19 protein-coding genes are annotated in these 19686 nt (G+C 53.0%); 9 read left to right on the forward strand and 10 right to left on the reverse strand.

Annotated elements, in window-relative coordinates; genetic code table 11:
- Nucleotides 1-28: 28 nt before the first annotated feature.
- A complete protein-coding gene (locus AMM48_RS19675) occupies nt 29-514 on the reverse strand; it encodes a hypothetical protein (RefSeq protein ID WP_102785461.1) in 486 nt (161 codons plus the stop codon).
- Between the two features lie 321 nt (nt 515-835).
- Complete coding sequence (locus AMM48_RS19680; protein ID WP_102785462.1) at nt 836-2218, reverse strand: 3-deoxy-7-phosphoheptulonate synthase class II; 1383 nt, start codon at nt 2216-2218, stop codon at nt 836-838.
- Nucleotides 2219-2588: 370 nt separating this feature from the next.
- Between AMM48_RS19680 and AMM48_RS19685 the strand changes: the two genes are divergently transcribed.
- A complete protein-coding gene (locus tag AMM48_RS19685) occupies nt 2589-3332 on the forward strand; it encodes a sulfite exporter TauE/SafE family protein (RefSeq protein ID WP_102785544.1) in 744 nt (247 codons plus the stop codon).
- A gap of 50 nt (nt 3333-3382) precedes the next feature.
- Nucleotides 3383-3961, forward strand: coding sequence for a YigZ family protein (locus tag AMM48_RS19690; protein WP_102785463.1), 579 nt, complete (start codon nt 3383-3385; stop codon nt 3959-3961).
- Here AMM48_RS19690 and AMM48_RS19695 read toward each other — a convergent pair.
- Nucleotides 3958-4989 (reverse strand): LacI family DNA-binding transcriptional regulator, encoded by a 1032-nt coding sequence (locus AMM48_RS19695; RefSeq protein WP_102785464.1) that lies wholly within the window; start codon nt 4987-4989, stop codon nt 3958-3960. The two genes, AMM48_RS19690 and AMM48_RS19695, sit on opposite strands and share 4 nt — an antisense overlap.
- Nucleotides 4990-5153: 164 nt before the next feature.
- Here AMM48_RS19695 and AMM48_RS19700 point away from each other — a divergent pair, with 164 nt between their 5' ends.
- From AMM48_RS19700 to AMM48_RS19715, 4 genes are all read left to right on the forward strand, one after another.
- Nucleotides 5154-5753, forward strand: a complete 600-nt coding sequence (locus tag AMM48_RS19700; protein ID WP_102785465.1) for a gluconokinase — start codon at nt 5154-5156, stop codon at nt 5751-5753.
- Nucleotides 5750-6778: a TRAP transporter substrate-binding protein gene (locus tag AMM48_RS19705; protein ID WP_181951596.1), complete on the forward strand. Its 1029-nt coding sequence runs from the start codon at nt 5750-5752 to the stop codon at nt 6776-6778. The genes AMM48_RS19700 and AMM48_RS19705 overlap by 4 nt, the downstream gene beginning before the upstream one ends.
- Nucleotides 6779-6935: 157 nt before the next feature.
- A complete protein-coding gene (locus tag AMM48_RS19710; protein WP_102785466.1) occupies nt 6936-7547 on the forward strand; it encodes a TRAP transporter small permease in 612 nt (203 codons plus the stop codon).
- A gap of 74 nt (nt 7548-7621) precedes the next feature.
- On the forward strand, nt 7622-8929 hold the full coding sequence (locus AMM48_RS19715; protein ID WP_022734044.1) for a TRAP transporter large permease subunit: 1308 nt from the start codon (nt 7622-7624) through the stop codon (nt 8927-8929).
- 67 nt (nt 8930-8996) lie between these two features.
- On the opposite strand, the gene AMM48_RS19720 is transcribed toward AMM48_RS19715, so the two are convergent.
- Nucleotides 8997-10013 (reverse strand): 1-aminocyclopropane-1-carboxylate deaminase, encoded by a 1017-nt coding sequence (locus AMM48_RS19720; protein ID WP_102785467.1) that lies wholly within the window; start codon nt 10011-10013, stop codon nt 8997-8999.
- 160 nt (nt 10014-10173) lie between these two features.
- On the opposite strand from AMM48_RS19720, the gene AMM48_RS19725 reads away from it, so the two are divergent.
- The gene (locus AMM48_RS19725; protein WP_102785546.1) at nt 10174-10638 is read left to right on the forward strand and encodes an Lrp/AsnC family transcriptional regulator; all 465 of its coding nucleotides are present in this window, start codon (nt 10174-10176) and stop codon (nt 10636-10638) included.
- An 80-nt stretch (nt 10639-10718) separates the two neighbouring features.
- Here AMM48_RS19725 and gor read toward each other — a convergent pair whose 3' ends face one another.
- Nucleotides 10719-12080, reverse strand: a complete 1362-nt coding sequence (gene gor, locus AMM48_RS19730; RefSeq protein WP_102785468.1) for a glutathione-disulfide reductase — start codon at nt 12078-12080, stop codon at nt 10719-10721.
- Between the two features lie 227 nt (nt 12081-12307).
- On the opposite strand from gor, the gene AMM48_RS19735 reads away from it, so the two are divergent.
- A complete protein-coding gene (locus AMM48_RS19735) occupies nt 12308-12727 on the forward strand; it encodes a hypothetical protein (protein ID WP_102785469.1) in 420 nt (139 codons plus the stop codon).
- A 123-nt stretch (nt 12728-12850) separates the two neighbouring features.
- The gene (locus AMM48_RS19740; protein WP_244271322.1) at nt 12851-14299 is read left to right on the forward strand and encodes a deoxyguanosinetriphosphate triphosphohydrolase; all 1449 of its coding nucleotides are present in this window, start codon (nt 12851-12853) and stop codon (nt 14297-14299) included.
- A 47-nt stretch (nt 14300-14346) separates the two neighbouring features.
- On the opposite strand, the gene AMM48_RS19745 is transcribed toward AMM48_RS19740, so the two are convergent.
- From AMM48_RS19745 to AMM48_RS19760, 5 genes are all read right to left on the reverse strand, one after another.
- On the reverse strand, nt 14347-15384 hold the full coding sequence (locus AMM48_RS19745; RefSeq protein WP_102785470.1) for an HlyD family efflux transporter periplasmic adaptor subunit: 1038 nt from the start codon (nt 15382-15384) through the stop codon (nt 14347-14349).
- 8 nt (nt 15385-15392) lie between these two features.
- Nucleotides 15393-16676 carry a glycosyltransferase family 2 protein gene (locus AMM48_RS19750; protein WP_158246495.1) on the reverse strand — a complete coding sequence of 428 codons (1284 nt, stop codon included), beginning with the start codon at nt 16674-16676 and terminating at the stop codon, nt 15393-15395.
- Nucleotides 16666-17997: a hypothetical protein gene (locus AMM48_RS22235; protein ID WP_158246496.1), complete on the reverse strand. Its 1332-nt coding sequence runs from the start codon at nt 17995-17997 to the stop codon at nt 16666-16668. The genes AMM48_RS19750 and AMM48_RS22235 overlap by 11 nt, the downstream gene beginning before the upstream one ends.
- Before the next feature lie 276 nt (nt 17998-18273).
- Complete coding sequence (locus tag AMM48_RS19755) at nt 18274-19017, reverse strand: phosphoadenylyl-sulfate reductase (protein ID WP_102785548.1); 744 nt, start codon at nt 19015-19017, stop codon at nt 18274-18276.
- The gene (locus tag AMM48_RS19760) at nt 19014-19574 is read right to left on the reverse strand and encodes an NAD(P)-dependent oxidoreductase (RefSeq protein ID WP_102785472.1); all 561 of its coding nucleotides are present in this window, start codon (nt 19572-19574) and stop codon (nt 19014-19016) included. The genes AMM48_RS19755 and AMM48_RS19760 overlap by 4 nt, the downstream gene beginning before the upstream one ends.
- Nucleotides 19575-19686: the final 112 nt, after the last annotated feature.

The raw sequence follows: 19686 nt of genomic DNA on the forward strand, positions 1-19686 counted from the left end.
TATGTGATTTTTTGGGGAACCGTGAAAGTTACAAATCCAGTGCAGCGTCGATTTCGTCCTGGCTCATGGTTTTGGCCGATCCGTGGATAATCCCACTGGCAACATCCATGAACCTTTGCAGCGACTTGGTGACCGCATTGGCGGTTTCACGCAGCAGTTCTTCGTTGCCCTCAGCAATGATCGCATCAAGCTGCGTATTGGCGTGGCCGACAATCGTATTGAGGTGATTGATGGTTTCTTCAAACGGATCACGGAACCGGCTGGGCACATGATCATAGGCCTCAATCGCCAGTTCTTTGTCGGAAAACGCGCTATCGCGGAAATGATCCTGATAGCTTTTGGGCGCCCACTCTTTGCAATCCTCGATCATGTCAGGCATGTCAGGGACCATTTCGAGCAACATGACGATTTCGTTGAAGTGATTCAGATAATCGGTCGCCAAAAGCGTCGTGGAGGAAATATTCGTTCCCTCAACCTTTTTCTGCCACGCAGCAAAATCCGCTTCATTCGTCATATTTATGTGCGACCCTCAATCCCTAATATCCATCAGGTATTAGCCTGTATTTGTCTATACTTAAGAATATTCGATGCCGTTGGGTAGAGGTAAAATGAAACAATCCGCGTCAATTGATGCGGATTTGCTGTTTTTCAATCGAATGAAGACCAACAAAATCACGTAAAACGTGTTCTGACCTCAAAGTTGACGTCTAAAGGATGTCATCGACCTCATCAGTACCAAGTACCAAACACCGGTCCACCATGTGCCATCCCGACAAAACAAAGGCGCCCGGTTTCCCGGACGCCTTTGCCCATAACAGATCAATCCCAAGACAGATCAGGCAGAAGCCGCAAGCAGCTCACGCGCATCATCGCGTTCCTGTTTGATCATCTCAGCCATCAGGAATGCCAGTTCCAGTGCCTGCCCGCCATTCAGGCGCGGGTCACAATGGGTGTGATAACGATCCGACAGGCTGTCGACGGTGACTTCACGTGCCCCACCGATGCACTCGGTCACATCGGTTCCGGTCATTTCAAAATGAACACCCCCGGCATGAGTTCCTTCGGCTTTATGCACGTCAAAGAACGATTTAACTTCCGACAGAATCGCGTCGAACGGACGGGTTTTATAGCCGTTGGTGGCCTTGATCGTGTTGCCATGCATCGGATCGCACGACCAAACCACCTTGCGGCCTTCGGCCTTAACACGCTTGACCAGACGCGGCAGATGATCATTGACCTTCTCTGCGCCCATGCGGGCAATCAGGGTCAAACGACCAGCTTCGTTTTTCGGGTTAAGAATATCGATCAGACGGATCAAATCATCCTCGTCCATCGTCGGGCCGCATTTCATGCCGATCGGGTTGTTCACACCGCGCAAGAATTCGACATGGGCCTCGTCGGCCTTACGGGTACGGTCCCCGATCCACAGCATGTGGGCCGAACAGTCATAGTAATCCCCGGTCAAGCTGTCCTGACGGGTCAATGCCTGCTCATAGCCCAGCAAAAGTGCCTCGTGGGAGGTATAGAAATCGGTTTCGCGCATTTGCGGTGCGGTTTCAGCCGTAATGCCGCACGCCTGCATGAAGGCAACCGCCTCATCAATCTGGGTGGTCATTTTGCTGTAGCGCTCACCGGCCGGGCTGCCATCGACAAACGACAGGTTCCAACGGTGGATTTTGCTGAGATCAGCAAAGCCCCCTTGTGCAAACGCACGCAGCAAGTTCAGCGTCGATGCGGACTGGTTATAGGCACGGATCTGGCGCTGCGGATCCGGAATACGGGCTTCTGGCGTGAACTCGATGCCATTGATGTTGTCGCCACGATAACTTGGCAGTTCAACACCATTGATGGTTTCGGTATCGGCCGAACGCGGCTTGGCAAACTGACCAGCCATACGGCCGACCTTGACCACCGGACATGCCGCGCCATAGGTCAGAACAACCGCCATCTGCAACATCACCTTGAATGTGTCGCGGATGTTGTTGGGGTGAAATTCCTTAAAGCTCTCGGCGCAATCGCCACCCTGCAGCAGGAAGGCCTTGCCTTCTGCAACCGCACCAAGCTTTTCTTTCAACGCGCGTGCTTCGCCAGCAAATACCAAAGGAGGATAGCTGCCGAGCTCTTGCTCTACGGCCCCGAGGGCCTGTGCATCCGGATAAGTCGGCATCTGCTTTACAGGCAGGTTGCGCCAGCTATCAATGCTCCAGCTCTTGCTCATTTGCTTCCTCTCAATCGTGCATGATCATTGTCATGCCGCATTATAACACAAATCCACTTCCCCAGCGGAATTCCGCCGTGCCGGTCGGTCTTTTAACCGGGCCAAACTTGATACGGGTTTTACCACCGCATTTCCACCCCTTCTCGACTTAAGGATGATAAAAACCCGCAATTTTTTGCTAACTCACATTAAAAGCGCGCAAAATTCCACTCAAGACTAACAATTTACGATGGGCTGGTCGCCGATTGACTCAGGGTCATGACATTGATGTATGTGCGAATCCGCCAATCCGCAATCATCAGACCATTTGCGCATCGCAAAGATTAAGGGCACACTGCGCCGCGCCCGCCACCATCATCCGGAAACCCCGATGTCCATAGAAACAATTGCCATTATTGCCTGCGCCTATTTTATTGCAGCATTCGTAAAGGGTGCGACGGGCTTGGGGTTCTCGACATCGGCCCTGCCAATTCTGGCACTTGGCATTGGGTTAAAGGCCGCCATGCCGCTTGTGATCATTCCGTCATTGGTCAGCAACAGTATTATCATGGTGCAGGCCGGGCATTTTCGCGAAACCGTCAGTCGCTTTTGGCCAATGTTTCTGGCGACCATTCCGGGACTTCTGATCGGGCTTGCCGTCCTTGAAATGGTCGATGGTCTGATGGCTGGGGCCATATTGGGACTGGTGCTGATGAATTACGGGATGTTTACGCTGTTGCGCCCCGGTCGCCCGATGTCAGATCGCGTTGCCGACCGCATTGCCCCGATTTCGGGTTTCGCCACCGGGTTGGTCAATGGCATCACCGGATCACAGGTCATGCCGGTGTTACCGTTTTTGCTCTCTGTCCGGCTTGATCCAAAACGGTTTATCCAGGCGATCAACATTTCCTTTAGCTTATCAAGCATCGTCATGGCCTTTGGCCTGTCACGTCTGGGATTGATGACGCTGGATTCTGTCTGGATTTCACTTGCTGGACTGGTGCCGGTGTTTTTGGGTACCAAGCTTGGCGGCATGGTCCGTGACCGCATGGACGCAGCCACCTTCCGCAAGGTGGTTCTGGTCATGCTGATCATCTTTGGCGTAATCCTGATTGGCAAATTCGCCGTCTTCTAGGAATTTGTCCGCACTGGCGATCATGCACCGGCTTTGCTATCAAGGCATCCATGAAAACAATCGCCCGCGCCGCATTTGCCGAAACAGAAGAAAAGAAATCGCGCTTTCTGGCCGAACTGGTCTTTTACGAAGACCTTGCCAGTCGCATCGGTGAACTGCGCGCCCAGCATCCCAAAGCCAACCACCATGTCACCGCCTATCGGTATCTCAATGACGCGGAACAGTTGATTGAACATGGCAAAGATGATGGCGAACCATCGGGCACATCGGGCGTTCCGTGTCTTAAGGTCCTGCAAGGCCGCGACCTGATCAATGTCGCGGTGATTGTTACACGCTATTTCGGTGGCACGAAGCTTGGCACAGGCGGGCTTGTGCGCGCCTATAGCGGCGCGGCCAATGCCGCCTGTAATGAAGCCGAGATTATCGACTACATCCCGCAAGGCGAAGCCGAACTTTTTGCCGAATTTTCCGATGCCGGAACGCTGGAACAGGCCTGCGGTCAGGGCGACATCACGGTGCTGGACCGGCTATTTGACACCACAGGCACACGCATCAAAATCGCCGGACCACGTGACACCCTGAAAGAACTTTCCGCACGCTTTTCGCCACCTGAGAAGACTGAAAACTAAGCTTTTGCAGAACGTGACGTGCTTTGGCGGACCTGCAATTCAAATCCGAGATCGACAATCTTTTTGTCCGGGGTTTCGCCCGAAAGGACGGATTGAATCATTTCAACCGCATGTCTGCCAATCGCATAACGATCGGTGCGGATTGAGGTCAGCGACGGATGGGCTGCCGCCATCATTTCAAGATCGTTAAACCCGATAATCCCGATGTCGTCGGGAACGGAAAGCCCGGCCTTCTGGCAACCAAACAAGGCACCAAGCGCCATGTCATCATTGTTACAAAAAACCGCGTCCAGATCAGGACGCCGGGCGCAAAATTGCCCAATCAGTTCAGCCCCAAGTGAAACACTTGACGATAAGGTGGTGGTCATAATCAGGTCAGGGTCATAGCGCCCCCCGAACTGAAGGGCTTCCTTAAATCCTTCAAGACGGCGATATGACCTTGGGTCCATACGCGCACCAAGGAAACCAATGCGTTTGTACCCTTGCTGTACCAGATGAAGCCCGGCGGCCTTGCCGCCTTCAAAATGCGAAAAGCCAACAATCATATCAATCGGGTCATCGCCAACATCCATGATTTGCACCACCGGACATTCGGCATTTTCCAACAATTGACGGGTTACATCTGTCTGATCGGTCCCGGCAACAATCATCGCCGACGGGCGCTGCCCCAAAAAGGTGCGCACCAGTCGTTCTTCTTCTGCCGGGACGTAGCGCGAGTTGCCCAATTGGACCTGAAACGCGCCCTGACCAAACGCGTCGTAAATCGCGCGCAAACTTTCGGCAAAGACGTTGTTGGTCAGCGACGGCACGATCACACCGATAATATTGGATCGCGTTGATGCCAGCGCACTGGCATGCGAATGGGGCACATAATTGAGTTTTCGCACCGCATTATTGATTTTACGGCGCAGATGATCGGACACCATTGATGGATCGCGCAAGGCGCGTGAAACGGTGATGGTACTGACCCCGGCCTTGTTGGCAACATCAGCAATTGTTGGCCGCCCGGCCCCTTTGCGTTTCCTCATACCCTTACATTTATTACGTCTTTTGATAATGGACAAGTCTCTTGTGAATTAGGCTGTTGACTCGATGTTAGCGCTAACATTATGTTAGCGCTAACATCGCAAACAACAGGGCAAACAAAGCGTAAAGCTGCCCTGATAAAAAAGAGTCGGGCGGAAATATCTTGATGGATCGGCAGATCAGCTATGTCGTTATTATGGGCGTCTCGGGGTCGGGAAAAACCGAAATCGCCCGGCGCGTTGCGAAGGCAACCCACAGCCAGTGGCTTGATGCCGACGATCATCATCCGATTGAAAACGTCGAACATATGCGCAGCGGCAAACCGCTTACCGATGACATGCGCTGGCCATGGCTAGCCGCGGTTGCCGATGCGGCCCATGCACAGGCGATCACCCGTGCGTCGGACCTGTGTTCAGACACCGTTTTTATCGCCTGTTCTGCGCTCAAGCAAAGCTACCGCGATTTTTTAAGCCGGAAACTCAACCCGGCGACTTTTGTGTTTTTGGACGGCACACGTGATGTGATCCAAACGCGGCTTGAAAGCCGGGTAGGGCATTTCATGCCGTCCGCACTGCTAGATAGTCAGCTTGCAGTTCTCGAACCGCCGGGGCCGGACGAGAACTGCGTGACTGTCTCGATAGACGCCCCGATCGATACTGTTGTTGCCACGGTCACCGAACGTTTAAAGGCCAGCGAAAACAGCAGTCCTTCCTTTGTCAAAGAAAACACCACCGGAAAACCGGTATTCCAGGGAGAAGATACATGACCAAGACCCTTAAATCGCTCGTAGGAGCAACCTTTATTGCCAGCCTGATTGCAGCGGCCCCGTTTTCGGCCAGTGCGCAGGAATTCACCCTTAAAATGCAGTCGAGTGACTCTGCTGGCGTTCCAAACTTTGAATTGGAACAGGACTGGGCAAAACGCGTTGGCGTTATGACCGGTGGCCGTGTTGAAGTTGAAATGCTTCCGGTCAACTCGATCGTTGAACATGCTGAAACACAAGATGCCATCGCGGCCGGCATTCTTGACGGCCACATCACCGACACCAGCTATTTCTCCGGTAAAGATCCGGCTTTCGGCCTGATTGCAAACCCGGTCGGTGCATGGTCTGCACCATCTGAAATGCTGCGTTTCGTCGAATATGGCGGCGGCAAAGAACTGATGAACAGCCTTTTGAACCCACGTGGTTTGCAGTTCATCGGTGCCGTTACTCCGGGCCTCGAAGCCTTTGTATCATCGGTCCCGCTTGATGGCGTTGCCGATCTTAAGGGCCTGAAAATGCGCGCCCCGGAAGGCATGGTACAGCAGGTATTTGCCGCAGCTGGTGCTTCGCCGGTGAATATCCCGCAGTCCGAAGTCTTTACGTCCCTTGATAAAAAAGTGATTGATGCGGCGGATGCGACCGTGTTCTCGACCAACCAGGCGATGGGCCTGCATGACATTGCCAAACATCCTGTCTATCCGGGCTTCCATTCCATGCCGATGCTGGAAGTTTCGGTCAACAAGACCAAATGGGATTCGATGCCAGCAGACCTCCAGGCCATCCTGGAAATGTCCATCCGTGATCTTGCCCATGACATGGACGCACGTCTTGCGATGAAAGACATGGAAGCTGTTGCTGCTGCCCGTAAAGACGGTGGTGTCACCATCCATAACTGGTCTGCCGAAGAGCGTGCCAAATTCCGCCAGATTGCCACCAGCCAGTGGGAAAAAGTGGCAGCACGTTCAGAAGACGCACAGCGCGTTTATGACACCCTGGTCAAATACCTGACCGCACAGGGCATGATCTAATCTTTTGATCACAAGATGGTTTACCGGCGGCATGGATCATGTCCGCCGGTAACGACTTGAATACAATCCGGCCGCATCCTGTATAAGAGACGATACCGGGTGACGAGGTCCTCCCTGTTGCCGGATTGTATTCACCGCATCGCAAGGAATGCTGAATATGGCTGTCAGCCCCGTAGACCCGACACATAATGATATCCCCGCAAGCATCGTACCTGATGCACTCCCCGAACAGGTTCCGGAAGTTTCCGGCCTGATGGGTCACGCAGTGGATAAGGTTAGTTCGGTTTTTGCCTATGGCTTCATACTTGCCATGGGCATTCTGATTTTTGAAATTTTCATGCGTCATGTTTTCAATAGCCCCACCCTGTGGGTCCATGAAACAACGACCTTCCTGTCTGCCATCGGCTTTGTGTTCGGCGGGCTTTATTGTGCCGCGCGCGACAAACATATCCGGGTTGTCATTTTCTATGACATTGTCGGGCCGAAAATGCGCAAATCCCTTGATGTCGCCATTTCGATTGTCTGCATGACGGCATCGGGTTTCTTTGCCTGGGCGGCATGGCTTATGGTCAAACGCGCAACACTCACCCCGACAGGTGACATTCATTTTGAAACCACAGGAAGTGCGTTTAACGCTCCCTATCCGGGCATACTGAAACTGTTCTTGCTGGTGATCCTGATCCTGCTGGTGGTTCAGTTTCTGATACATGCCATCAATTATGTCCGCAAAACGCCTGTCATGCCCGCGACCGCGACCGCGAAAGAATGACACCCGTTTCAAGTTGATACCCCCATCAGTCATTGCACGGTCACCCATCTGATCGGCGCGACAGGATAGATTAAATGTTTGAATTACAGTCCCTAGGCATTGAATACGGCACACTTGCCATGTTCGTCCTGCTGCTTGGTTTTCTTCTAACGGGCATGCCGCTTGCGTTCGTAACGCTTCTGATCGCCCTTATATTCACCCTTGGCTGGTTTGGCCCGATGGCGGTGCCATTGATCACCAGCAGGGTATTTTCATTCGTTTCATCCTTTGTTTTTGTTTCCGTCCCGATGTTCGTCATGATGGCGGCCATCCTTGATCGATCGGGCATTGCCCGCGATCTGTTTGATGCCATGCGCCTGTTTGGCGGGCGTCTTAAGGGCGGGGTTGCGGTTCAGACGATCTTTGTTGCCGTCATTCTTGCTGCGATGAGTGGCATTATCGGTGGCGAAATCGTGTTGCTTGGCATGCTTGCCCTGCCCCAGATGCTGCGTCAGGGGTACGATAAAAACCTTGCTATCGGGGTGGTTTGTGCCGGTGGGTCGCTTGGCACCATGGTCCCGCCATCGATTGTCCTGATTATTTATGGTCTGACGGCAAACGTATCTATTGGTGATCTGTTTACCTCGGCCTTTATTCCGGGCTTCATGCTGGCGGGCTTTTATGTCGCCTATATCCTGTTCCGTTCTTATACCGGCAAAAACATTGCCCCACCGCCGAAAACCGAACATATCCCGCGCGAAGAGAAACTGCGTCTGCTTAAAGGTCTGTTCTTGCCGATGCTGGTCGTGTTCTGTGTTCTTGGCTCGATCTATGGCGGCATCGCATCCGTGACCGAGGCATCGGCCGTTGGGGTTGCCGGGGTTATTGCATCGACCATTGTCCGGCGTGAATTTTCGCTCGCGATGCTTAAAAGTGCGGCCCTTCAAACACTTTCGACCTGTGGCATGATTGTCTGGATCGGGATTGGCGCATCCGCCCTTGTCGGCGTGTTTAACCTGATGGGCGGGATCAAGTTTGTTTCGGCCCTGATTACGGGCATTTCGGACGACCCAACCACCATCATTCTGTTCATGATGCTGATCCTGTTTATCCTCGGGATGTTCCTTGACTGGGTCGGCATTGCGCTTTTGACCATGCCGATCTTTGTCCCGATCGTTAAAGACCTCGGTTACGACCCGATCTGGTTCGGGGTGCTGTTTGCCATGAACATGCAGGTCAGCTTCCTGTCACCGCCGTTCGGGCCCGCCGCGTTTTACCTTAAATCCGTAGCGCCCCCCGACATATCACTGGGCGATATTTTCAAATCATTGCTGCCATTTATCTGTTTGCAGATTTTGGCCGTCGCCCTGCTGATCATCTTCCCGGGCATTACCGGACGCTAACACACAAAGGCGGAGCCAACAGGCTCCGCCTTTGTTCATTTTTGCCATCCAATATTATCTATCCGTGCTAGCCGTTGCGATAGAGATAGCTATAAGCATTAATCGCAGGCACCCCGCCAAGATGGGCATAAAGCACTTTAGATCCCTTGGGGAAATAGCCCTTGCGCACCAGATCAATCATGCCTTGCATCGATTTTCCTTCGTAAACCGGGTCCGTCATCATGCCTTCAAGACGACCGCAAAGACGGATCGCGTCGTTGGTTTCATCGGACGGTACACCGTACAGTGGATAGGCATAATCCTCGATCAGTGTAATGTCGCGATCCGAAATGCCACCATCAAGCTCGACCAGATCGGCGGTTTTCTGTGCAATTGCCAGAACCTGTTCACGGGTCTGTTCTGGCGTGGCGGACGCATCAATCCCCACCACCTTGTCCGCCCGACCATCGGCAGCAAAGCCAACCGCCATCCCCGCATGGGTTGACCCGGTAACGGTACAAACAACGACATAATCAAACTTAAAGCCAAGCTCGGCTTCTTGGGCGCGGACCTCTTCGGCAAAGCCAACAAAGCCAAGACCGCCATATTTATGCACCGATGCGCCAGCCGGGATTGGATAAGGCACCCCGCCCTTGGCCTTTACATCGGCAAGGGCGGCTTCCCAACTTTCGCGAATACCAATATCGAAACCTTCATCGACCAGCTCAATCTCCGCCCCCATGACGCGGCTCATCAGGATGTTGCCAACCCGGTCATAAACCGCGTCGTTAAATGGCACCCAGCTTTCCTGAACCAGACGGCATTTCATGCCGATCTTCGCGGCAATCGCGGCAACCTGCCGTGTGTGGTTGGATTGCACGCCACCAATCGTCACCAACGTATCGGCACCCGATTTGATCGCATCAGGCACGATATATTCCATCTTGCGGACCTTGTTACCGCCAAAAGCCAGACCGGAATTGCAATCTTCGCGCTTGGCATACAATGCAACATCACCGCCAAGATGTTCGGACAAACGCGGCAGAGATTCAATCGGCGTCGGGCCAAAGGTCAGCGGGTATTTTTCAAACTTGTTCAAATTCATCGGGCACTCCCTGAAAACGGATTGGAACCGTCTTTAGGCTAGCGCAGCCAATATGAAAGGTGCTCTCGAGTTTAAGACAATAATTTCCGCCCAAGACTTACTTTGACCATTTAATATGGATATTCTTCCGAAATATAACATAAAAGTGAAAGAATATTTCATGTCCGCAGAGCTAGACAAGATTGATTACAAGATTTTACGCCTCTTGCAGCAAGATGGCCGCATAGGCAACGCGGAAATCGCCAAACGGGTTAATGTCAGTGCCGCAACTTGCCACCGCCGAACCCAGCGTTTGTTCGAAGACGGCTATATCCAGAACGTCCGCGCTCAGATCGCGCCCGACAAAGTAGATCGCGGCGCGTTGGTCATGGTCGGAGTAGTGCTGGATCGCTCAACACCAGAAAGCTTTGGCGCGTTCGAAGCCGCCTGCCGCGCGTTGCCGTTTATCCTTGATTGCCATCTGGTGGCGGGGGATTTTGATTATTTCCTTAAAATCCGCGTGCGCGACATGGCGGATTTCAACCATCTGCACGGCGATCAACTGATTGCCCTGCCCGGTGTACGCCAAACGCGGACATTTTTTGTCATGAAAGAGGTCGTCGATAACGCGCTGTTGGCGTTTTGACCAATATCAGGAGACAAAAAAGGCGACATCCTGATCAATGAATGTCGCCTTGGGATCACATCCAGCTTCCTTGGTTATATTTAATCGCCAACCGGGAAGCGCATCGTCACAAATTCTTCGGCCGCCGAAGGATGAACCGCCACGGTTTGATCGAACTGGGCCTTGGTTGCCCCCATGCGCACCGCAATGCCAATACCCTGAATGATCTCCGCCGCGTCCGGTCCGACCATGTGTGCGCCAAGCACAACGTCGGTGGTCTTATCAACGATCAGCTTCATCAGCGTTTTTTCATCGCGGCCCGAAAGGGTATGGCGCATCGGCTTAAAGGTGGATTTGTAAATCACCACTTCACCGCCCTTGGCGCGTGCTTCTTCTTCGGACAGGCCGACCGTGCCAACCGGTGGCTGACTGAAAACAGCTGTCGGGATGGCGTGATACGACATCGCGGATGGTTTGCCGCCATAGATGGTATCGGCAAAGGCCATGCCTTCCTTGATCGCAATCGGAGTCAGTTGGACATGGTCGGTGACATCGCCGACGGCATAAATGTTTTCAACACTGGTTTGCAGACCCTTGTTGATTTTGATCGCACCATTGTCCTTGGTGTCAATCCCGACCTGTTCAAGCCCAAGCCCCTTGGTGTTGGGTGCGCGTCCGGTGGCGAACATGATGGCGTCCACCTCCATCTCGCCGCCGCCGGTCAAAGTCAGTTTCAGGGTCCCGTCCGATTGTTTGGTAATCGCGGTGACATTGGTGTTAACCCGAAGATCGACACCCTTTTTAACAATTTCCTCGGCCAGATGATTACGGATGTCGTTATCAAAGCCGCGCAGGATTTGTTCGCTGCGGTAAAGTTGGGTGACCTGTGATCCGAGACCGGCAAAAATACCGGCAAATTCGACCGCGATATAACCACCGCCAACAACCACGATGCGTTTTGGCTGTTCCTCAAGGTGGAATGCCTCGTTCGAGGTGATCGCATGTTCGGCGCCGGGAATGTCTGGCGTGGTCGGGTGGCCGCCCACTGCAATCAGGATACGTTCGGCGGTGACGTCCTTGCCATCGACGACAACGGTATGTGCATCCTTAAATGTCGCACGATGTTCAAACAGTGTGACGTTCGATCCGGCCAGAAGCTTGTGATAGATGCCGTTCAGGCGATCAATTTCCTTGTCCTTATTGGCGATCAGGGTTTTCCAGCTAAAGGTCGGCTCGCCGGGAAGGGCCCAGCCATAAGCCGATGCATCTTCGAAATCCTCGGCAAAATGCGCGCCATAGACCAACAGTTTCTTGGGCACGCAGCCCCGGATAACGCAAGTGCCGCCAACGCGGCTTTCTTCGGCAATGGCGACCTTGGCCCCATAGCCGGATGCAACACGGGCCGCACGCACACCGCCCGATCCGGCACCAATAACAAACAAATCAAAATCATAGTCGGACATACGACGATCCTCATTCTCGGTCATTTCATGATATGGCGCCAAATGTAGGCAGATAATCCCAAGAGTCGAGGCATAATCAGGGATTATGGCCGTAAAATTCCCGTTACCGCATATGCCAATCGCAACAGGATCGCAGTACCGCCAACCAGAGATAGCATTTTTAAACTTTCTCGCTATATGTTGAATAGACGCAATGGGGATTGCAAAAACGATACAGGATTATCTTTATGAACGACCAAATGCACGGTCAGGACGCGTCCTTTAACACTGCACCAAGCTTTGTCGATGAACGTGGCGGCAATACCGCCCTTGTCTGCTATGGCTTGATGATTGCGACCTTGTTTACCGCCTTTGCCACCGGGTTGATTGCGCTGATCGTGTCCTATGTCGCACGTGAAGACGACGATCACTGGACCAACAGCCATTACACGTTCCTAATTCGCACCTTCTGGATCAGCATCCTCTATGCCATCGTCCTTGGGTTCTTTACCTTTGTGATTGGCTGGATCCCGCTTATTGGCTGGGCTGTTGTCGGGCTTATGGGGCTTTTCGTCACCGCATGGTTTGTCGGGCGCAACGTCATTGGTCTTTTACGTGCCCTTAATGGTCGCCCGATTGATAATCCGCGCAGCTGGTTGTTTGGCTAAGCCCAGCCGGGTTTAAGGCAATAACTTGGTGCAATCGGCTTTGTCTGATTGCACCCGACTCCCCACACCGCTAAAGTCATCCGCAAGGACATTGGTTTGATACGGACAGGGAGTCGCACCGCCATGACATTGGCGTCGCAAGCCCCCGGTGACAAAATGCGCTGGGAAAATCTTCTTTCATCACATCGGCTGGAATTTCGGGATGGCAAAATTCGCCTGCCCGAGGGTGCGCCCTATCCAACACCGGATGGCAGAAGTCCGTTTCAGATTGATGTCGACCGGGTGATTTTTTCATCCTCGTTCCGGCGTTTGCAAAACAAAACGCAGGTCCATCCGCTGTCGGAAAATGACCATGTCCATACCCGCCTGACCCATACGATTGAGGTCGGGTCTGTCGGCCAGTCGCTTGGCCTGATGGCCGGCGCGCATATTGTCAAACAGTTGCCCGAAGACAGTGAAACAACCGTCGCTGATATCGGCTATATGGTGCAGGCAGCCTGCCTTGCCCATGACATAGGCAACCCTCCGTTTGGCCATTCGGGCGAAGACGCCATCAATGAATGGTTCACCACATCGCGGTTGGCCAAGGATGAACTGACATCGCGTTTGTCGGGACCGGAACTTGAAGACCTGCGCCATTTTGAGGGCAATGCCCAAGGGTTGCGGATTATCAGCCAGCTTGAGATGAAGCGGTTTGACGGGGGGTTGAACCTGACATACGGCACACTGGGCAGCTTTATCAAATATCCGCGCAGCACATCGGTCCCTGACAGTCGTCGTCGTGAATATACCGGCCTTAAAAAACCGGGTTACTATCAGGCCGAACGCGATATTGCATCTGCCATCGCTAAAGTATGTGGCATGTCACCGTTGGACGGGTTTGATGGCGCGTGGCGGCGTCATCCGCTGGTCTATCTGGTCGAGGCGGCAGACGATATTTGCTATTCCGTGGTTGATCTTGAAGATGGCTGGGAATTGGGATGTGTGACGTTTGAGGAAGTCGAGCGGGCCCTGGCCCCGATTGCGCGCCATCCTGATAAATATGATGGGGATGCCAATCAACGCTGGACCGATTTGCGCACGGAAAGCTGGTACACCGAAAAATCAGAAAATGATCGTATCGGGTTCCTGCGGGGCAAGGCGATTGGCAATCTGGTCAAGGCGGCGGTTGATGCATTTATCGCCAATGAAGATGCGCTTTTGACTGGCACGATTGAAGGGGACCTTCTGGCCAACACACCACTTGGCGTTGATGCCAAGGCTTGTAAAAAACTCGCGGTCGAAAAGATTTATAACGCGCCGCATGTCCTGCCGATTGAGATGGCCGGGTTTGAGGTCATCAATGGCCTGCTCAACAGCTTTGTCCGCGCTGCCATCGACATTGACGAACACATCAATCACGGCAAACGTCTGCCGCCACAGGCAGACCGCATTGATAAATTATTGTCGGGCAAGATTACCGACGCGCCAGACCTTTACAGCCGGCTGATGCGGGTGATGGATTACATTTCAGGCATGACGGACCGTTATGCGGTGACATTGTTCCGAAAATTGCAGGGCATTACGATCTGATTGCGTGGGCGAGTTGGTGTTGTGGCAAAGCATTTTGGCCGTCATCTTTATGTTTTGAGCATCCAGTCAAACAAGCGATGAACAGATGAAAACAGGCCGCCACCAATGTCGAGCTTGGCAAACAACGGTGGATGATGTGCATCATCGGCAATTTTGACCTCGGCAATCTGGGCCCGACTGGTCGGTTGAAAAGATCGTTGGAATTCTTCGGGCAATTGTTCTGATACCGGCAAAAGCGACGTCACCGTCCCGCGCAGGGTTTTGGTGCCGTAATGCATGGTGACGGCCTGCCCCGGTTCGAGTTCATACAGCGATCCGTTTTCGAAATACGCCAAAACATAGGGCTTCCCCGATGCAATTTTAATGATCGGATTGCCCGGGCGGATCACGCTGCTTTCAATTGCTGAAAGTTCGGTAATAATGCCACTAGCCGGTGCAACAAGCCGTCCTTCGTCGTAGGAGCGTTCAATCCTGTCAATCAGCACATAGCGTTGATCAATCTGTTGATACAGAGCACCGAGTTCCGCGCGAAGCGAGGTGATATCGGACGTAATCTGTTCAAGGTCCTCGCGCGCGGTGTATTCACGTTCATAGGCCGTATTTAACGCCGTGCCAGTTGCAACACCGTCCTCGAGCCCGGTTTCCATACGTGTACGAAATTTAGCCGCCGATTTCAGGCGTTTGCGCGCAAGTTCAACAAGTTGGCGTGCCCCGCCGATCTTACTGGTCATGCGCGCGCGGTCGGCAGACAGGGTTGCCAGTTCAAACTGCAACCGTGCCAGTTCTTCATCATACTCGCGTGAGCTTAAATGCGCGACAACATCGCCGCGTTCAACGCGGTCACCCTGACGCACGGCGATATCGCGCACCGTCCCGATATATTCGCTGGCCACCACATAGGGGCGCGCAATAACAAGACCATTGCCACGCAGAAAGAAGAACTGCCCAAAAAAGACATCAAAGACCCAAAGCCCGACAAGCAAAAGCAAGCCAACATAAATCCAGCGCCCAAGATTGCGCTTTTTGGGGATGGCGCGCGGCTCGCGGATCAATCGGGTTGATGGTCGGTGATTTTTAAGTTTCATTTTCTCGACTACTTATTATCTGCACGGGTTTCACGCGCGGCATGTCGCACACGACGCGGCACGTAGTTGTCATCAAAGGACCGGCGGAAAATCAGTTCGTCAAAGCAGGCGACAAGTCGCACAAACCGCAGGAACAGCGTATTAAATAGCCCATAGCCAATGACATACAGCCAAAGTCGCCCGATTGCCGGACGCGGACTGGCAATTTGGGCCATTGCAAACCCGATAATCCCAAACGCCGAATAAGCCAGAAGGTTCACAACCGCGATGATCCAGCCAAAGCTGCCATAGACTTCAAAAAGCCAAATCAGATAAATCACGAATGACAGCGACAGGAATGCCTGAAAGAACAGGATATCGATGGTTCCCAACGCATTGGACAGACGAAACTGTGCATCTGTCGGATCAAGAAACACCCTGTAGCGCCGCCAACGCATCCGCACCAGCGATCTGTCCCAACGCAATCGTTGGCGCACAAGCTGACCGAAAGTTTCGGGAACATCGGTCAAACTCCATGCGTCGGGCGCAAAACGGATCCGCCATCCGGCACGGCGGATTTTGTTGGTCAGTTCGGCGTCTTCGCCGGGACCAACCGACCAGCCACCAACCTGTTCAAGCGCCTGCCGGCGAAAGGCACCAAAGGCACCTGACACAATAAACAAGACGCCAAGCATATCGGACACCTGCCGACCCAAACCGATAGAAATCTGGTATTGAATAGCCTGCCAACGGGTCGCAAGTGAAACTTCTGGATTACGTACACCGAGGTTTCCGGCAACCGCACCGGTTTTCGGGTCGTCGAACCCTTTTAGCAATTCCTCAAACGCGTTGCAGTCATAGGTGGTGTCCGCATCTGCAATGATCACGATATCACCCGTGCATTCCGCCAGACCAAGATTGGCCGCGGCCGACTTTCCACCGCGAACCTGACTTGTCCGAACCACATCGACCAGACCGTCGCGCATCAGGATATTGGCGACCTCCACACTTTTATCGGTCGAGCCATCATCCACAATCACGATTTGATCGGGGCGCACTGTTTGTTCGCGCATCGACATGATGGCACGCGGCAGATATTCCGCCTCATTATGGCCAGGCAGCAGAACCGAGATACGAGGACGGTTCAACGGCTTACGCGGCAGGCCGTCCGGCTTTTTGAAAATTGTCGCAATGCAGACCGCAATCCCGGCCAGCATGAACCGTGGCAACTCCAGCAAAAAGAAATGCCAGAACATCGCAAAAAATGCCGGAAAGCTTAGTGATATCAGATAATTGATACCATCAGCGAACATTACGAACCTCGCGCAAGATGTCGCGCACGGAACGGTCGGACCAGTCTTCGAAGCGATAATCGGGATGGCCGGTAAGATTTTTGCCAAGACCATCGTCAATACGCCGGACAATGGCATCAAATTCGCTGGCATCGGTTTCGGGGAAGGCAAACACAATCTGATCACCGGCCGCATACAGGAAATCTGAGTCCCGCAGAGTTTCGCGTAGCAGCTTGATCAACGTTTCGCGCATGGCACTGTCAAACCGGACGGGCTGAGCCAGATCATCCTGTCCGGTATTAATCCTGACGGCCGCGATGCTAAACGGGCGTCCATAACGCTGTGCCGTACTCAACCCGTTGTCAAGAAGGGCGACAAAGGTCGCGTAATCCTTAGAAGGTTCAAACTCACCCAGCGCATTTTCAAGACCGGGGACCGGCAACCGGCCCAGCAACAGGGCTTCGCGGCCTGCCTGGGAAAGACGGTAGTGATACCAGTCGCGTTGCGGGGCCTCGTCGCTCAGCGTCAGTTCGGCACAGTCAAGGCATTCGAAATATACATCGGGGCTTTCGGTGACGGCATGGCAATTGCCGCATTTTTCGACACGTCCGGGCTTGTCATAATCTACCCCGAAATGATTCAGGTTTTGCTCACAGGACGGACAGATCATCCTGCCACCTGCGCTTAATTGAAAGGCATCTTGTGGTCCCTGATGTCCGCAAGAAAAGTGATGAACAATGTCGAGTTCCTGTAAGTCCGACGACCGGCACTCCGGGCAATTTTCGGCAACATTCAAACGCGATGAGCCGCAACGGCCACAAAGGTGGGTTTTACGCCAGTAGTCACGTTCCAGTAGCCCTTGCCGGTACAACTGCGTCAAAAGGCTTCGCGATGCCAGATCAGGGCGAAGTCGCGAATATGCCACGGAGGATCGGCTTCCGGGTGCCCATGCAGGCACCGCGTCACATTGGCGGGTTGCAAGGTAGCCCAGAACATTCAGCCCTTCGCGGTCTTCCTTTGGGCGTGTACTGCCAAGTTTTGCAATCCGGCTTAGTTTTTCATAAGCGTCGCGGGTTGCTTCATGGAGGAACTGATGGCTAACTTCGGGAAAGGCACCATCGACAAATTCCGGTGGATTTTCACCAAACCAATAGATCGGAAAAAGATCGTGGGTCGCGGCTGCGCGCAGTGTAATGATCGCTTCTTGCGACAAATCGGTATTCTGATCACAGAAAACCGCCGAGAAATTACGTAAATTCGTTGCTTTGCGTACATTGACAGGCAGTTGTTCGAACATGCCAATTGTCAAAACGTCAAGCAGTTCTGCTTGCGCTACTTTCATTGTTGATTTGCCCTTTTCGTCCAACCAGTCCGAGCCTTACCGGTTCATATTCGACCAGCTTTACGAGCATCGGATTAACGAGCCATACGAACAAAAACGCATGACGGGTCACAAAGCAACGTGACATGTCTTTTTATTTTTCAATGAAATATGGGGTAATTTTGACGGATTTTAAAAGGACGCCGGTTTCACACGAATTGAACCATAAGTTATACCCAAAACGGCCACCTGGTCACAGGTGGCCGTTTGTGGCTCTAATATCCGACGTTGAGATGTTTAGATAATGTAATGGATACCGCATTCGGTTTTATCCTGCCCAGCCCAACGGCCCGCACGCACATCGGTTGTGCCCGGATCAACCCGATCGGTGCATGGCATGCACCCGATGGACAGGAACCCTTCGGCCTGAAGCGGATGACGCGGAAGTGCGCGATGCTCAAAAATATCATCGATATCTTCGGGCTTATATCCGGCCAGCGGGTTGATCTTGATCCGCGTACCAGCCGTTTCAATCGCTGGAAGCGCGTCACGTTCCCCACCATGGAAACGCTTACGTCCGGTCAACCATGCGTCATAGCCCGTGAGTGCTCGTTGAAGCGGCTCAACCTTTCGCAAATAGCAGCATTTCGCCACATCGGATGCAAACAGCATTCCGTCAGGGTCATCTGCTTTGAGCTTGTTTTCGTCCGGACGCATGATCTTGATGTTGGTCAGACCAAGCTGATCGACCAGCTTTTCGCGATACGTATGGGTTTCACCAAACAGCTTGCGGGTATCAAGGAAAATGATCGGCAGGTTAGCATCAACCTCGGCCACCAGCGCAAGCAGTGCTGCGGCCTCTGTCCCGAAGGATGAGGTCATGGTGATTTTGCCGTTGAATTCTTCATGCACCATCGGCTCGATCAGCGAAACGCCCTGCAAGTGGCCGTAACGCTTCATCAAGTCCGCCGCACGATCAGTCGCCTCCTCGACGGACATGGACCCGCCGGTGACGATGTCTTCTTCACGCATTACATTCATGGCAACCATCCACGACGATCAATATATTCGTCGGTTTTTTTCAGCAATGTCGGCATGTCCGCCCCCGACGCTTTCCATTTTTCGCGCTGATCGGAGAGCTCGCGCAATCGCTGTTCCCAGCTTGGCACCAGCCATTTTTCAATCGCACGCCGGATGCGTCCGGCCAACCTTGGGCTATGACCGTTGGTCGAAATCGTGATCATCAGGTCACCACGCTGAACGCGCGCTGGCGAGAAAAAATCACAGTATTCCTTGACGTCTTCGACATTGGCAATTGTGCCGACCGCCTTGGCAATGGCAGCCAACTCGGCGGACTTTTCTTCGCCAAGGTCGACAATAAACATAATGGACGCCGCATTGACATCTGCCGAATTTGGCAAATAACGATGCAGCCGGTCACCAGCCTGTCGGGCCAGTTCAGGTATCGGGTCTTCAGAATAGACGGTGACGTATTTCGCCCCATCACCGTCAAGCTGTTGCAAACGGTTCAGCGTGGGCTGACCGTTGCCGACCAATGCGACCGAAAGCCGCGTCAGGTCCAGATTGATGGGAAACATCGTCGATCCTCTAAAGGGTTTCTATTGGTTAACCCTGACAATGAGTGTGGAGATTAAAAAATTCAATACATTTTTTATGTGTTTTAATTTTATATAACACTATTTTATGTGT

This window comes from Thalassospira sp. GB04J01, assembly GCF_000751115.1.
Lineage (GTDB): Bacteria > Pseudomonadota > Alphaproteobacteria > Rhodospirillales > Thalassospiraceae > Thalassospira > Thalassospira lucentensis.